14 protein-coding genes and 2 tRNA genes are annotated in these 14,215 nt (G+C 66.6%); 4 read left to right on the top strand and 12 right to left on the bottom strand.

Annotated elements, in window-relative coordinates; all coding sequences use genetic code 11:
* Positions 1 to 29: 29 nt before the first annotated feature.
* Complete coding sequence (murA, locus tag CHB73_RS05470; RefSeq protein WP_089272900.1) at positions 30 to 1,283, bottom strand: UDP-N-acetylglucosamine 1-carboxyvinyltransferase; 1,254 nt, start codon at positions 1,281 to 1,283, stop codon at positions 30 to 32.
* A gap of 105 nt (positions 1,284 to 1,388) precedes the next feature.
* Here murA and CHB73_RS05465 point away from each other — a divergent pair.
* Positions 1,389 to 1,464: transfer RNA gene (locus CHB73_RS05465), tRNA-His, on the top strand.
* 133 nt (positions 1,465 to 1,597) lie between these two features.
* Here the strand turns inward: CHB73_RS05465 and selB are convergent.
* From selB to CHB73_RS05445, 4 genes are read right to left on the bottom strand one after another with little or no spacing between them, the layout of a single operon-like run.
* Entirely contained in the window at positions 1,598 to 3,523 is a 1,926-nt protein-coding gene (gene selB / locus CHB73_RS05460; protein ID WP_089272898.1) for a selenocysteine-specific translation elongation factor, read from the bottom strand.
* An 11-nt stretch (positions 3,524 to 3,534) separates the two neighbouring features.
* Complete coding sequence (locus CHB73_RS05455; protein WP_089272896.1) at positions 3,535 to 4,929, bottom strand: aminopeptidase; 1,395 nt, start codon at positions 4,927 to 4,929, stop codon at positions 3,535 to 3,537.
* Between the two features lie 32 nt (positions 4,930 to 4,961).
* A complete protein-coding gene (selA, locus tag CHB73_RS05450; RefSeq protein WP_089272894.1) occupies positions 4,962 to 6,377 on the bottom strand; it encodes an L-seryl-tRNA(Sec) selenium transferase in 1,416 nt (471 codons plus the stop codon).
* Positions 6,374 to 7,693: a bifunctional folylpolyglutamate synthase/dihydrofolate synthase gene (locus CHB73_RS05445; protein WP_235641522.1), complete on the bottom strand. Its 1,320-nt coding sequence runs from the start codon at positions 7,691 to 7,693 to the stop codon at positions 6,374 to 6,376. The genes selA and CHB73_RS05445 overlap by 4 nt, the downstream gene beginning before the upstream one ends.
* 65 nt (positions 7,694 to 7,758) lie before the next feature.
* Between CHB73_RS05445 and CHB73_RS05440 the strand changes: the two genes are divergently transcribed.
* Positions 7,759 to 7,835, top strand: a tRNA-Arg gene (locus CHB73_RS05440).
* A 312-nt stretch (positions 7,836 to 8,147) separates the two neighbouring features.
* Here CHB73_RS05440 and CHB73_RS05435 read toward each other — a convergent pair.
* From CHB73_RS05435 to CHB73_RS05405, 7 genes are all read right to left on the bottom strand, one after another.
* Complete coding sequence (locus tag CHB73_RS05435) at positions 8,148 to 8,852, bottom strand: hypothetical protein (protein ID WP_143337314.1); 705 nt, start codon at positions 8,850 to 8,852, stop codon at positions 8,148 to 8,150.
* Between the two features lie 56 nt (positions 8,853 to 8,908).
* Positions 8,909 to 9,871: a peptidoglycan-binding protein gene (locus CHB73_RS05430; protein ID WP_089272890.1), complete on the bottom strand. Its 963-nt coding sequence runs from the start codon at positions 9,869 to 9,871 to the stop codon at positions 8,909 to 8,911.
* A 31-nt stretch (positions 9,872 to 9,902) separates the two neighbouring features.
* Positions 9,903 to 10,415 carry a DUF2589 domain-containing protein gene (locus tag CHB73_RS05425; RefSeq protein WP_179216911.1) on the bottom strand — a complete coding sequence of 171 codons (513 nt, stop codon included), beginning with the start codon at positions 10,413 to 10,415 and terminating at the stop codon, positions 9,903 to 9,905.
* Between the two features lie 67 nt (positions 10,416 to 10,482).
* Positions 10,483 to 10,908 carry a hypothetical protein gene (locus tag CHB73_RS05420; protein WP_089272887.1) on the bottom strand — a complete coding sequence of 142 codons (426 nt, stop codon included), beginning with the start codon at positions 10,906 to 10,908 and terminating at the stop codon, positions 10,483 to 10,485.
* 22 nt (positions 10,909 to 10,930) lie between these two features.
* On the bottom strand, positions 10,931 to 11,485 hold the full coding sequence (locus CHB73_RS05415) for a hypothetical protein (RefSeq protein ID WP_089272885.1): 555 nt from the start codon (positions 11,483 to 11,485) through the stop codon (positions 10,931 to 10,933).
* A gap of 10 nt (positions 11,486 to 11,495) precedes the next feature.
* Positions 11,496 to 11,753 carry a hypothetical protein gene (locus tag CHB73_RS05410; RefSeq protein WP_089272883.1) on the bottom strand — a complete coding sequence of 86 codons (258 nt, stop codon included), beginning with the start codon at positions 11,751 to 11,753 and terminating at the stop codon, positions 11,496 to 11,498.
* Positions 11,754 to 11,849: 96 nt separating this feature from the next.
* Positions 11,850 to 12,494, bottom strand: coding sequence for a DUF2589 domain-containing protein (locus CHB73_RS05405; protein ID WP_089272881.1), 645 nt, complete (start codon positions 12,492 to 12,494; stop codon positions 11,850 to 11,852).
* 369 nt (positions 12,495 to 12,863) lie between these two features.
* On the opposite strand from CHB73_RS05405, the gene CHB73_RS05400 reads away from it, so the two are divergent.
* Together CHB73_RS05400 and CHB73_RS05395 are read left to right on the top strand one after the other, a co-directional pair.
* Positions 12,864 to 13,838, top strand: a complete 975-nt coding sequence (locus CHB73_RS05400) for a chemotaxis protein (RefSeq protein ID WP_089272879.1) — start codon at positions 12,864 to 12,866, stop codon at positions 13,836 to 13,838.
* Positions 13,831 to 14,214: an Hpt domain-containing protein gene (locus tag CHB73_RS05395; RefSeq protein WP_179216910.1), complete on the top strand. Its 384-nt coding sequence runs from the start codon at positions 13,831 to 13,833 to the stop codon at positions 14,212 to 14,214. The genes CHB73_RS05400 and CHB73_RS05395 overlap by 8 nt, the downstream gene beginning before the upstream one ends.
* The last annotated feature ends 1 nt before the right edge of the window (position 14,215 follow it).

Here is a 14,215-nt window from a genome sequence, read left to right as displayed (position 1 = left end):
CGCCCACAGGCTTCCGCCCGGTTCCGGCCCTATTCCTTCTCGCGCCGGATGCGCGCGCCCACGGCGGACAGCTTCTCTTCCATGCGCTCGTAGCCGCGATCCAGGTGGTAGATGCGCGCCACCTCGGTGACGCCCTGGGCGGCCAGGCCCGCCAGCACCAGGGAGGCGCTGGCGCGCAGGTCGCTGGCCATCACCGGCGCGCCCACCAGCCTGTCCACGCCGCGCACCATGGCCGTGCGGTCCTTGAGCGTGATGCGCGCGCCCATGCGGGCCAGTTCGGAAACGTGCATGAAGCGGTTCTCGAAGATCTTCTCCTGGATGGAGCCCGAGCCCTCGGCCACGCACATGAGGGCCATGAGCTGGGCCTGCATGTCCGTGGGGAAGCCGGGATGCGGCTGGGTGGTCACGTCCACGCCCAGCAGCGGGCCGTTGCGGCGCACCAGCACGCTGCCGTCGGTCTGCGCCTCCACGGAGACGTTCATCTCGCGCAGCTTGGTGATCAGCGCGTCCAGGTCGTCCACAGGGCAGTCCAGAAGCCGCAGCTCGCCGTCCGTGATGGCCCCTGCCACCAGGTAGGTGCCGGCCTCGATGCGGTCGGGCATGACCCGGTACTCGCAGCCCTTCAGCTCGCGCACGCCCTCAACCTCGATGACGCTGCTGCCCGCGCCGCGAATGCGCGCGCCCATGGCGTTCAGGAAGTTGGCCAGGTCCACCACCTCGGGCTCGCGGGCGCAGTTTTCCAGGATGGTGCAGCCCTTGGCCACGCTGGCGGCCATGAGCAGGTTCTCGGTGCCGCCCACGGTGGGGAAGTCGAACATGATGCGCGCGCCGATGAGGGAGCCGCAGATGCCCGTGATGTAGCCGGAGTCGAGCATGAAGCGCGCGCCCATGCGCTCCAGGGCCTTCAGGTGCAGGTCCACGGGCCGCGCGCCGATGGCGCAGCCGCCGGGCAGGGCCACCTTGGCCTCGCCCAGAAGGCCCAGAAGCGGCCCCAGGCAAAGCACGCTGGCGCGCATGGTCTTCACCAGGTCGTAGGGCGCCTCGGCCTTGAGACCCTTGACCTCGGCGGTCACGGTATCGCCCTCGAAGGTCGTTTCGCAGCCCAGGATGTTCAAGAGCTTGAGCGTGGTGTTGATGTCGCGCAGGCGCGGCACGTTGGTGAGCCGCACCGGCCCCTTGGCCAGCAGGCAGGCCGTAAGGATGGGCAGGGCCGCGTTCTTTGAGCCGCTGACCGTGATGGTCCCCTTCAGGGGCACGCCGCCTTCGATGATGAGCTTGTCCATGGATGTTCCTTTGTGCTGGGACGGAATCGCGCTCCCGCCCCGGAATAATCGGATTTTGTTCTTGACCGCCGCGCGGGCCTCGTATAAAGAATTCTTCCTCTTGTGGTGAATGTAGCTCAGTTGGCAGAGCACCAGGTTGTGGCCCTGGGGGCCGAGGGTTCAAGCCCCTTCATTCACCCCACTTGAGAAGCACGAGGCTCCGCGTTCCGCGCGGGGCCTTTTTCTTTGCCCGGCACGGCGCCCGGCTTCCCTGCCGCACGCGCCAGGGCGGCACTGTGCGCAAGTCTCCCCCGTTTTGCAACAACAATAATCATCTATGATTCCTGCTTCTTGCGCCAACGGCGGTTGTCGCCAACGCGCACGGTCCACTTCTCCTTGTCCAGGTACTCCAGGATGGGGATGGCGTATTTGCGCGAAAGCTGCGACACCTCGCGAAAATCCTGGGGCGTCATTTCCTCATGGCTGGCGAAGAAGTCCCGCGTGCGGCCGATGACCGCGTCCAGCGCCTCGCGGGCGTAGTACATCTCCTCCTTGATCTTCACCAGCCGCCCCTCGTCCTGCAGCACCTTGAACACGGCCGCGGCCTCCTTGAAGCTCACGCCAAGAGGCTCCAGCACGTCCTTGAGGTTCGGCGGGGTCTCGCCCCCGCCCACGTAGGCGGCCAAGATCTTCTCCCGCAGGGCGGAGGCGTCGGAGGCCAGGGACACCCGATGTTCCGGCAGACGCAGCAGTTCGGCCTCCGCGGCGATGGCCCCCTTGCGCAGCAAGCCTTCCAGCACGAAGTGGAACAACCTGGGCGCGAGCCTGCGCCCCCAGGTGGACGCGAGCCCGCCCCGCGCAACGCCAGGCTTCATGGGCTCGCGGGCGTGGAAATCCGCCAGGTGCGCCAAAAGGGAGTCCGAGAGCTGCCGCACCACCTGGCCGGACACGAACAGCCGGGCCTCGCGGTCGATGAGAAAGGCCTCCTGGCGGCCGCCCATGAGCTGGAGCGCCTTGTCCAGCGCCTTGGATTCCAGGCTGGTGGCCACCAGCAACTGGGCGAAGGTAAGCCCCCCGTTCCCGGCCAGGGCCAGCTGCCCCAGCACGATGCCCTCAGGCTCCGCTTCCCCCAGGCCGCGCAGGGTCTCCACAGAGGAGGAAAAGCGCTTCACCCGGTGCGGCAACGGATTCAGGAGCCTGCCGCCCGCGATGGTGCGCAAGGGAGAGAAAGAGCGGGCCACCACGCGGTCGCCGAACACCCCGGCCAGGGGCTCGGAAAAGCGGATGCGGCACACAGCCGTCTGCCCCGGCTCCAGGGCCTCGCCTTCCAGCAGGTACACGCGGGCCATGACCTCGCGCGCGCCGTGGTGGAAGTGGACCTCCTTCCTGTGTTTGATGGAGCGTGGCGAACTTTTGAGGCAGGTAAGCTCCACGTCCCAGAAGGGGCTGGGGAAAAGCGAGCCGGGCCGGGCCAGCACGTCCCCGCGCGAAAGCTGCTCCACCTCCAGGCCAGCGAGATTGACGGCGGTGCGGCTTCCAGCGGGGACTTCCTCCACCTGCGCGCCATGGGATTGCAGGGTGCGCACCTTGGTGGACAGCCCGCCGGGGTACACGGTGATGTCCTCGCCCACCTTGACCTTTCCGGAGACCAGCGTGCCGGTGACCACGGTGCCGTACCCCTTCATGGTGAACACGCGGTCCACGGGCAGGCGGAGCAGGTCGCTGCGGCGGTGCGGCTGGAAGCCCTCGGCCAGTTTGGCCAGCTCGGCCCGGAGTTCCTCCAGCCCGGCCCCGGTGTGGGCGGAAACAGGCACGATGGGCGCGCCCTCCAGGAAGCTGCCCTTGAGGTACTCGGCCACCTCCTCCTTGACCATGTCCAGCCAATCGGGCTCCACCATGTCGGTCTTGGTGAGGGCCACCACGCCGGCGCCGATGCCAAGCAGCGAGCATATTTCGAGATGCTCGCGGGTTTGCGGCATCACCCCCTCGTCCGCCGCAATGACCAGGAGCACGAAGTCGATGCCGGCCGCGCCAGCCACCATGTTCTTGACGAAGCGTTCGTGGCCCGGCACATCCACCACGCCCAGGCGTGCGGGGCCGGTTTTCGTGGCGGGCAGGTCCATGAAGGCGAAGCCAAGCTCGATGGTGATGCCGCGCTTCTTCTCCTCGGCCAGGCGGTCGCAGTCGATGCCCGTGAGCGCCTTGACCAGCGTGGTCTTGCCGTGGTCGATGTGTCCGGCTGTGCCCATGATGACCGGCATAGGTCGGCCTCCTAACTCTTGTAGAACGCGCGGCAGGCCTGGACCGTGGCGTAAAGGTCGGCCTTGCCCAGCACCTCGAAGGGGCTGTGCATGGAGAGCACGGCCGGTCCCATGTCGATGACGTCCATGCCGTACTTGGCCAGGAACTTGGCCACGGTGCCGCCGCCGCCCAGGTCCACCTTGCCCAGCTCGGCCATTTGCCAGGGCACGCCCGCCTGGTCCAGAATGCGGCGCAGGAAGGCCACGAACTCCGGGTGCGCGTCGTTGGCCCCCACCTTGCCGCGGTGTCCGGTGAACTTGTTGAAGCAGGGGCCAAGGCCCATGTAGGCCGCATTCAGCTTCTCGAACACGTCCAGGTGGTCCGGGTCCACGGCGGCGTTCACGTCCGCGCTGATGGCCATGCCGCGCTCGAACACGCGGGAGAGCCTGGCCTTGGGCTCCCAGACCTCCACAAGCTCCTCCAGGGCGTACTCGAAGAAGCGCGACTGCGCGCCGGTCGCCCCTTCGGAGCCGATCTCCTCCTTGTCCCAGAAAAGCGCCAGCTGGGTGTGCTCCGGGGTCTTTTCGGCCAGCAGGGCCTCGAAGGCGGCAAACACACAGGAGCGGTCGTCGTGCCCGTAACCGCCCACCATGGACGCGTCGAGCCCCACGCTGCGCGCGCGCCCGGCGGGCACAAGCTGCAGCTCCGCGCTGAACAGGTCGGCCTCGGCAATGCCGTAGCGGGCGTGCAGAAGCTCCAGCACGCGGCCCTTCACGCGGTCCTTGTCCCTGGCCTTCTTCTCCTCGCCACGGCCAGACGGTTCGTGGCCCACCACGGCGTTCAGCTTCTCGGCGTCAAAGGCGTCGGCCACCTTCTGCTCCACCTGCTTCTGCGCCAGGTGGGGAAGCAAGTCGGTTATGGTCAGCACCGGATCGGCCGGATCCTCGCCCACGGTCACCTGCACCACAGCGCCGTCCTTCTTGACCACAACGCCGTGCAGCGCCAGCTCGCGCGCCAGCCACTGGTACTTGCGGATGCCGCCATAGTAGTGGGTCTTCATGAGGCCCAGGCCGGAGTCCTCGTACAGGGGGTGCTGCTTCAGGTCGATGCGCGGGGTGTCCGCGTGGGCCCCGATGAGCCGAAAGCCCTCGGACAGGGGCTTCCTGCCGCGCCGGGCCAGCAGCAGGGTCTTGCCGCGCTGGGCGCGGGCGTAGGCCTTGACCTTGGGGCCGAGTTCCTCGCGAAAGCCCGCGGCCTTTGCCCTGGTCAGCAGGTGCTCCACGGTCTCGCGCTCGGTCTTGCAACGGGAAATGAAGTCGATGTAGCCTTGGGCGCAGGCCTCCACGGCCTTTTTTTCGGCAGTGCCGGAATACACGTCCCAGCAGTTCTTCTGACTATGCTCAAGCTCTGGCGTCTTCTTGCTCACGTGATGCTCCGATATGGTTCATTGGGGGTGGCTCATGCCCGGCCCAGCGCCTGGCGCAGGGCGGCGAGCACAAGGGGATGTTCGGAAGAATCCAGGGTGCGCGGGTCCAGGCAGAAGGCGTCGTCCTCCACGCGGCCGACCAGCGGCGGATCGGTGGCGAGCAAAGCCTCGCGCAGGGCATCCACGGTCATGTCCAGCGGCTTCAGGCAGACAAGCGCCGTGGGCAGGTCGGCCTCCGGGAAAGCCCCACCGCCCACGCGGGACGCGCCCGCGCGCACGGCGATGTCCAAAGAGTCGGCAAGACTCCTGCGCAGCAGTCCGGCCAGGCGCGAGGCCTGAGCGCGCAGCGGGACGAGCGGACGGGTCATCATGGCCAGTGTGGGCACGCGCTTGCGCGCCTGCTCCGGGTCCAGGTACAGGCGCAGGGTGGCCTCCAACGCGGCCAAGGTCAGCTTGTCGATGCGCAGGGCGCGGTTCAGCTGGTTCTTCTTGATGCGCTCGACGATCTCCCTGCGGCCAACGATGATGCCCGCCTGCGGGCCGCCCAGGACCTTGTCGCCGGAAAAGGTGACCACGTCCGCGCCCTGGGCGATGGCCTCGGCCGCCGTGGGCTCGCCAGGCAGGCCGTGACCGTCGAAGCGCAGCAGGCTGCCGCTGCCCAGATCCTCGATGACGGGCAGGCCGTGGCGCTCGGCCAGGGCGGCCAGCTCCGGGAGCGGCGTCTCCTTCACGAAACCGGTCATGCGGTAATTGCTGGTATGGACCTTCATGAGGGCGGCGGTGTCCGGCCCGATGGCGGCTTCGTAGTCGCGCAAATGCGTGCGGTTGGTTGCGCCCACCTCGCGCAGGATGGCCCCGCTCCTGGCCATGACCTCCGGGATGCGGAAGCTCCCGCCGATCTCCACCAGCTGCCCGCGCGAGACCACCACTTCCCGGCCCTTGCACAGGGTGTCCAGCACGATGAGCACGGCCGCGGCGTTGTTGTTCACCACAAGGGCGGCCTCGGCTCCAGTGAGGCGGCAGAGCAGCTCCTCCACATGGGAATAGCGGCTGCCGCGCAGGCCGGTGGCGAGGTCGAACTCCAGATTCGAATAGTGGGCGGCGGCCGAGGCCACGGCTTCCACGGCCTCGCGCGCCAGAAGAGAGCGGCCCATGTTGGTGTGCACCACCACGCCCGTGGCGTTCAGCACCCGTCGGAAGCGCGGACGCAGCCCCTGGCGCACGTAGGCGGCCATGCGCGGAGCCAGCGTGGCGAGGTCCAGCTGTCCGGCCTCGGTGACGGCCCCGGCGCGGATCTCCTCGCGCAGCAAGTCCAGAAAGCCGTTCACCAGGTCCTTCACCAGCGGGCGCGGCGCGGCGCTGAAGACCTCGGCCCCGGCGGAATCAGCCGCGCAAAGGGCCGAAAGCGCCTGGTCCACGGGGGGGATGTGACGGAAAAGCGTGCTCACTGACGGAACCTCCCGAGGTCGCTTACGGCTTGGCGGCGTTCCAGCAGCCAAGGGTGCTGTGTATAAAACTCCCCCAGCAAATACAAGGAACCGCAGACCAGCACCGGGCCGTTGGCGTCCTGTAACCGTTTGAGCGCCCAGTGCACGTCCGGCGCGGAGCCGCTGCCCAGCTGCACCGCCAGCTCTCCCGGCCCCAGTGCGCGCGGGCAGGAGGGAATGCCCACGGCATAGGCCGGGGCCTCCCCGGCGATGGCGCGCACAAGCGGCAGCATCCGGTCCAGCGGCTTGTCGCGCAGGCAGCCCACCACAACGGCGACCGGGCGGATGCCCTCGTCCTCCAATGAGCGCTTCAGGGCGGCGAGGCCGTGGGCGTTGTGGCCGCCGTCCAGAATGAGCAGGGACGGCAAGCCGGGAGCATCGGCGACAATCTGCATCCGGCCGGGAATAAAGGCGCGCCTGAGGGCCTCGCGGCAGGCATCGGCGCTCACCGGCAGGCGCATGCGGGCCGCGAGCACATGGAACGCGGCAAGGGCCGTGCGGGCGTTCTGCTCCTGGTGCGCGCCAGCAAGGGCCAGCCAAGCCTCGTCGATGTGGCGCACGGTGCGGACGTAGCGCGCATGGCCGCCCGGCTCCACCCGTCCGGAACGCCGCGAATAGCGCAGCACCTCCGTGGCGGGCACAAGCTCCGCGCCCACGGCGGCGGCGCGGGCCTCCAGCACGGCCCAGGCCGCAGGCTCCTGCGGAGCGCTGACCGCCACTGCGTCCGGCCGCATGGCTCCGGCCTTGTCCTCTGCGATCTTCTCCAGGGTGTCACCCAGCACGTTCATGTGGTCCATGGCGATGGGGGTGAACACGGTGAGCGCGGGATTAAGGACATTGGTGGCGTCGAACCGGCCGCCAAGGCCCGCCTCCATCACCGCCACACCGCAGCCGGCCTCCTGGAAAGCCAGCAGGGCAACAGCCGTGAGCACCTCAAAATAGGTGAGGCCAAGACCCTCTGCGAGTTCGAACGCGCGCGCGCCAAGCCTGGCCCAGGTCTCCTCGGACAGCATGGCCCCGTCCACCAGAACGCGCTCGCGCACGGAGACAAAATGCGGGCTGAGGAACAGGCCCACGCGCAGCCCGTGGGTGGAAAGCAGTTCCGCCAGCACCGTGGAAGTGGAGCCCTTGCCGTTGGTGCCCACCACATGCAGCACCGGAAAGCCAGGCTGCCCCGCGCGCTTCACAAAAGCGGCCATGCGGTCCAGGGACAGATCCATATGGAACACGCCAAGCTCGTCCAGCCTGGCCAGGAAGTCTTCATAGGTGTGCGTCACGGCGGCCTTGTCCGCGCGGCCCCTTGACCGCGCCGCGTTGCTTGTTTAGTGAAGGAAACCCGTGCGCGCCAGTAGCTCAGGTGGATAGAGCAACGGCCTTCTAAGCCGTCGGCCGGGGGTTCGAATCCTCCCTGGCGCGCCACAGAATCCCCATGCGTTGCGTAGACTCTGCCCAAATCCTCTCTTTCATCAATCGGCCCTGTCCAGCGCCCCTGCCGCCCAAGCTTCCGGCCGTGCATTCCGTGGCCTGATTCCGAAAAAATCGGCGGCAGCCCGCCGTGTTTCCCGCCAGGCAGGCCAACATCTGTAGCCCAAAGCGGGCGCGGAGCCAAGCGGCAAGCGCCGCGCCCCTTCCTGGCACAGGCTCGGGACGGACGCAAAAAGCCCCGGATTGCTCCGGGGCCATGTGTGCTCGCTCCTTAGGGCCAGAGGCAGGACGCCGCAGGGACAGGCGTCACCCCCCGACCACCATGCCCGCGATGCGCGCCCTGGCGGCCTTGCGCGCTTCTTCCGTGGTCTGGTCCAGCCCAAGAAAGCGCGCAATGGCGTCCAGATGCTCATTGGTGTCTCGTAACCGCACTTCCCTCGGCGGCTGGACCAGCCAGTCGAACTCGTCCAGGTTCTGGCCGTTCTGCACCACGGAGTAGCCCCAGATGGCCCCCTGGTTGAAGATCCGCCCATCGGCACCGGAGAGTTCCACCACGTAGTTGGCGAACTTGGTGGAGGTCTGGCCGGTAAACACGCCATTGGCGAACGCGCCGCTTATCTCGCGCGGGGTGTCGATGAGCCAGCATTCCCCCGTTCCAAGGGAGCGCATGTGCTGCCCCTGGTAGGGCGCGGAGTGCGCGCCGATGAGGGTGGCGTCATTGCCATAGAGGCATTTGGCCATGGTGACCGTCTCCTGGCCCAGGGCCTGCTTGTCCACGTTCCAGGCGTGGGGCTGGGTGTGCTGGAAAATTTGTGTCTGGGGGAAGATCAGCTGCAGCAGGCCGAGCGTGTCCTTGTGCTCGCCCTGCCTGCGGAAGCGAATCTTGAAGTCGGCCCCGTACTGCAGGGCCACCCCCTGCTCGAAGCGGTTTTCCGGCGCGGCCGCGAAGGGATGCACCTCCATGTCCAGCTTGTTCACCACATAGGTCTGCATAGGCTTATAATTCGGCATGGGAGGCTCCTTGGTTCAAGGGTGTGGGGACAATGGCCGGGCAGAGGCGGGGCCGCCTAGGCCACGCGACGGAGGCCCAGTCCGAACTGGCCCTCCAGGTCGTAGGCAATGCCGTGGACCGTGCCCCGGCCTTCGGCGATGCACAGCTTGCGCGTGCGCACATCCTCCACAAAGCGCGGATTGGCCGCCTCGGCGCGGCGGTTGGCCACGATGCGCATCCGCTCCACCTCGGCCTCCTCCGGGGGCAGGTTTGCGGACAGCGCGGCGAATCCGGACTGGATGAGTTTGGCCGTGGCGTCGGCAATGCTGCCGTTCTGCACGCAGATGTCGAACATGAGCGCCCTGCCCCGCTCGGACCACAAGCCGTACGCCGAACACAGGCGCACCGCGCGATCGAAATAGGCGGCCGCGCCGTCGCGCTCGATTGCCTGGAACTCCGGCGTGAGGCCAAGGGAATGGAACAGGGTGCGCCAGGGCTCGGCGACGTTTTTGCCGCCGGGCGCCTGTATGGACGCGGCAAAGCGCATGGAGGCGTCGCGGCCGCCCAGCACGGCTTGCCGCAGTTCGTCCAGCCGATTGCCAAAGACCTTCTCCGCAACGTCCGGGTGTTCGTCCAGAAGCCGTTTCAAGAGCGGTTGCAGGGAGCCTTGGCCGAAATTCCACTGCAAGGCCCCAAAGCTCATGCCCTGGCCATCGAAATTGCCCGTCACCGCGGCGAAGCACTCCGGGGCCAAATGTCCGGTCTCGAAGGAGCCGGTAAGGGCCAGGCTGCGCGTGGCCACATCGCCGGAAACCAGCGGCGCGCCAGCCTCCTGGCCGGGGAAAAGCAGCGCCCAGGTCTGCGGCCCGACCGCGCCGTCAACGGCGAGCCCCTGGCTCTGCTGAAAACGCCGCACCGCCGCCTCGGTCTGCGCGCCGTACACCCCGTCCGGACTCGCGGAAAAAAGCCCCAGCTCGGCCAGCCGCTGCTGGATGCGCGTCACCTCGACCCCATTTGAACCGTTCCGAAACACCGCCATGTCATCCTCCCGCGCGGCCCGTCGTACCGCGTCAATCGGCCTTGAAGGTCTTGAACACGCCCTGGGTCTGCGCAAGGTGGTTGATGAGCCGACCCGCACCGTCGGTGGTCTCCGCGCTTTCCACGCGCAGCACCACATGGATGCTCCCGGCCTTGCCCTGCCTGCTTCCGGCCATGTCCACGAAGATGTCCTTGCGCGGGGCCTCGGGCGCATCCTTTGCCGACTCCTTTCCCTTTTGCGGCTCCTCGGCCGGCGCCTCCAACAGCTGCCCCAAGTCCGCGTCAAAGGTGATTTCGACATCCTTGATTTTAAGCATATTGGCGGAAACCAGCGGCAGCAGGGGGGCGCGGTAATAGTCCTCCGAGCCGGGCTCGGCCTGGGGCTGTATGGACGGCAGCCGCACCACGAGGCTCTTGGGCCGCATCTGATCATCGAAGTAGCTGCGCAGATTGGATATCTGATGCCGCTCGATGTTGTCCTGGGCCTCAATGACCGCTCCCGCCAAGGCCTCGATCAGATCATTCAGGCGTATGTTGCTGGCCATGGGCACTCCCGGGGTTCAAGGTGTCGGGTCGCAGACCGCCGCTGTTCCCAACGGTCCACGGGTGGGCTTACTTCCGGGCGGCACGGCGCCGCAATTGCCCTTGCTCAACGCTCTTGCCGCCTGTGTCCTTGATCTCGTAGTCCAGTGCGCTTGATCCGGCGTGACGCAGCACAAGCTTGCAGTTGAGAAAATCATCGCAGCGGCCGCCCGTGGACGTGGCCAAGGCGTATTTCCGCGAACCGTCGGGATTGTCGATGGCGTCCTCAAGGCCGAGGATGCAACTGCGCGGATTGCCGTAGCGCAGGCTCGACGACGCCTCGCCCAGGGTCAAGGTGATGGCCGAGGTCTGCCCCGAGGCGGTCTCCCCGGTCCACACGCCGTTCATGTCATCCGGCGGGTTGCCCCCGGCCAGGGCCGTTGCGGCCAGGGCAAAGGCCAGCATGGCGGCAAGCGCCGCCTTGGTGAACCACTGGGCATAGTTCGATGCGTTCATGTTCAGCCTCCTGTTGTGTTCATCATGCACACAAACGTTCCACCCGCCGCGACTGCTCCTCGTTCAGCACAAAGCCTTCCAGAGGGCGGCCCGGCAGCAGCATCTCCAGCATCCGGGCAACGACGGTCCGCAACGGCCCCAGCGGCTTGTGCGCCGTGGCCCGCGGCACGGGCAGGTTTTGCAGCAGCATCCCGTCGATGCGCACCTCGCCCTGCGCCCGGTCCCCGCACTCCAGGACAATGCGCATCCGCCGCGTTCGGCCTGGCGCTGCGCCGCCAGGCACGATGCGCACCACTGTCCTGCGCCGCGCGCGGAACAGCCCAACGCGCGCCAGTTCGCAGTCAAAGTCCAGCGACACCCCTGCGACCCGCAGGCGCGCGGAGGGCCGCAAACTGTCCAATGGAATCTCAACAGCTTCGACGGCGTCCTGGCAGCCGCCTGCGCGGGGCAGCATGAAAGTCAGGCTCCGCCCAGGCACGTTGCGGCGCGCGGCGCTCGCCGAATCGACCCGCGCCCCGGCTTCGTCCAACGCCGCCTGAAGCGACCGCAGCAGATCGTCCAAAAGCTCTTCCGCCATGCTCGCCTCCTCAGGAATCCAGCCAGATGGGCTTGCGGGGGAAGCCCACATGGTAGACCATCCACTGGAGCACCACCTGGTGTTCCCCCGACTGCAGGACCGTGAAGCTTTTCTCGATGCCCAGGATATGGCCTCTGGGGGTGTCGTTCAGACAACGGTTGAGCAGGGCGTTTGCCGCCTCAAGCTGTTCCGGGCTGCACATGTGCGCGGGGTTGTCGCTGCCGACCGTGACACGCTTGACAAACCGTATTTCCGATAGATCGACCATGGCGCTCCGCCGGTGCGGACCCGGGAACGTCTGCGGACGCCCCGGGTCCACGGTATAGGCTGTTGGCGCGAAACGGGCCGGGGTCCGGCCGCCGCATTAGTTCAAAGCGGGAACGTCCTTGGCCGCGCCGATGGCCCTGGGCGCGCACGCCGTCTGGAGGATGTCCATGACGCGGGCCAGACCCTCGGGCATCCCCTTGTCCTCGGCGTGGACCAGCACATGGTACTTGGCGGAATTGTCAGAACTGCGCGTGTTCTCCTTGTGGCTGGCCACGGAACCGTGCACCTTGGCCGTGGCCTTGAAGCAGCCCCAGCCGATGGACATCTCGGCGTCCAGCGAGGCTGCCGTGTCCTGGGATTCCTTGGAGGCGAAGGACGACTTCACCTCCATGTCGAAGGTGACATCCACTGTGGTGATGCTCAGGTTGGGAACCTTGACGATGGCCAGAAGCGGAACGCAAATCTCCACTTCCTCTTCCTTGGTGGAGCCGGGATCGCCCGGCTTCATTGTGGGATTGTCCACCGGACGCTTGAAGCGGAAGGTGGCCGTGCGGGTGCCGCCGCTGTAGGGATCCTTGGAGTCCTTTTCCGGGGGCAGAAAACCAATGACCTTGATGAAGTCCGCCGTGGCCTGCGCCAGCTTGATCTGGGCTTCGCAAGCCGCGTTGAGCGGGCCGCCGATGAGATCGCCCATTGGGAGACCCTTGAACTGGTCCGACATGTTCACAAGCTCGTTCGCCATTTGCATATCCTCCATGTCTCAAGTTTCGGGACGCGATTCGTGCCCCCTCGACGCCAGCCCGGCGCAAGGCTTCCCCCGCCCGGACCGCGACACATCCATGGCGGCGGAGAGTACATACACCGCTATACCCGAATTACGATATAGGCAAGCATTTTCCGAAATATATTTCCCTGTTTTATAAAACAGTAGACACGGGGCGCCATGGAATAACGAAACTCTCGTCCACCCCAGTAGAAAAGCGGGAAAATCGCCCGCACCCGCATACGGGCAACGCATTTGAGCGGAACCGGAAAGCTTTACAGCCAAGCCTCGCGGGAGTAAGCATTCTGCAGTATGCACCCCCATCACGCCAACACGGGAGCTTGCGCCATGGACGCCATGGACACCGGGATTCTGCTCGAAACCGGCACCAACGAACTTGAAATCCTCGAATTTCACATCGACTCGGACCGCGGTTCCCAGGACGAGCCCGAGCGGCACTCCTTCGGCGTCAACGTGGCCAAGGTCATGGAGGTCATCGAGAGCCCGCGCCTGGAGGTCCAACCCGGCGCGTCGCATCCCAGCTTCCGGGGGCTCATCCCCCTGCGCAGCCACATCCTTCCGGTCATCGATCTCGCCGTCTGGCTCGGCATCAACAAGTCTCCGGCACCCAGGGACAACGTCATTGTCACGGAGTTCAGCAAGTCCGTCACGGGCTTCGTGGTCTCGGGCGTCACGGGCATCCACCGCGTGGGCTGGCCAGAGGTCATTCCTCCGGACGGCTACCTGCCCAAGACCGGCATCCAGGCCATAATCGGACTTGTGGAACGCGACGGGCACTTCATACAACTGCTGGACCTGGAGACCATCATCGCCGACCTCTCGCCCGACGAACTGGATTTCTCCGCCCCGCCCAAGGTGCTTGCCCCGCGCGAGATCAAGGCTGTTGTGGCCGACGATTCCGCCACCATCCGCCTCATGATCCAAAAGACCCTGGAGCGTTCCGGCATTGCGCCCACTGTCGTGGGCAACGGACAGGAGGCCCTGGGCATTCTGCGCGAGTTGGCCGCGCGCGCCCAGGCCGAGGCGCGCCCGGTCTCCGACTTCATCGATGTGCTCATCTCGGACATCGAGATGCCGCTCATGGACGGCTTCAGCCTGACCAAGCACCTGAAACTCGATCCCAGACTCAAGGACGTGCCCGTGATCCTCTATTCCTCCATCATCACCGACGAGCTGCGCCACAAGGGCGAAAGCGTTGGCGCGACCATGCAGATCGCCAAGCCGGATCTGGAGCGTCTGCCGGAGATCGCCGTGGAGCTTGCGGCCGCAAGCGATGCGAAACGGAGCGCCGCGAATGTTTGACCATGACCCAGAGGTGCTGGCCGCCTTCGCAGAGGAGAGCGGCGCACGCATCAATGAACTGGAACGCGGCCTGCTGGCCCTGGAGAACGACCCCCGGACAGCGGACCCCGAACTCCTCAACGCCGTGTTCCGCGATGCGCATTCCGTGAAAGCCGGGGCCAACCTGCTGGGACTGCGCAATGTGGAATCCGCCGCCCACCGCCTGGAAAACGTGCTCGACCTGCTGCGTTCCGGTCGCTTGGCCACCGCCCCGGACGTGTGCCAGACCCTGCTGGATGGCGTGGATCTGTTGCGGGAGATCCTGGAATCTCCCGCACAACAGCGGAATCTGGAACAGGACAAGCGCCTGGCCGCGCTGGCCAGGCTGGCGGACTAGG

Origin of the sequence: Humidesulfovibrio mexicanus (genome assembly GCF_900188225.1) — a bacterium.
Taxonomy (GTDB): Bacteria; Desulfobacterota; Desulfovibrionia; order Desulfovibrionales; family Desulfovibrionaceae; genus Humidesulfovibrio; species Humidesulfovibrio mexicanus.
Note: the sequence above shows the minus strand (reverse complement) of the source record. Positions and strands in the feature narration are given on the sequence as shown.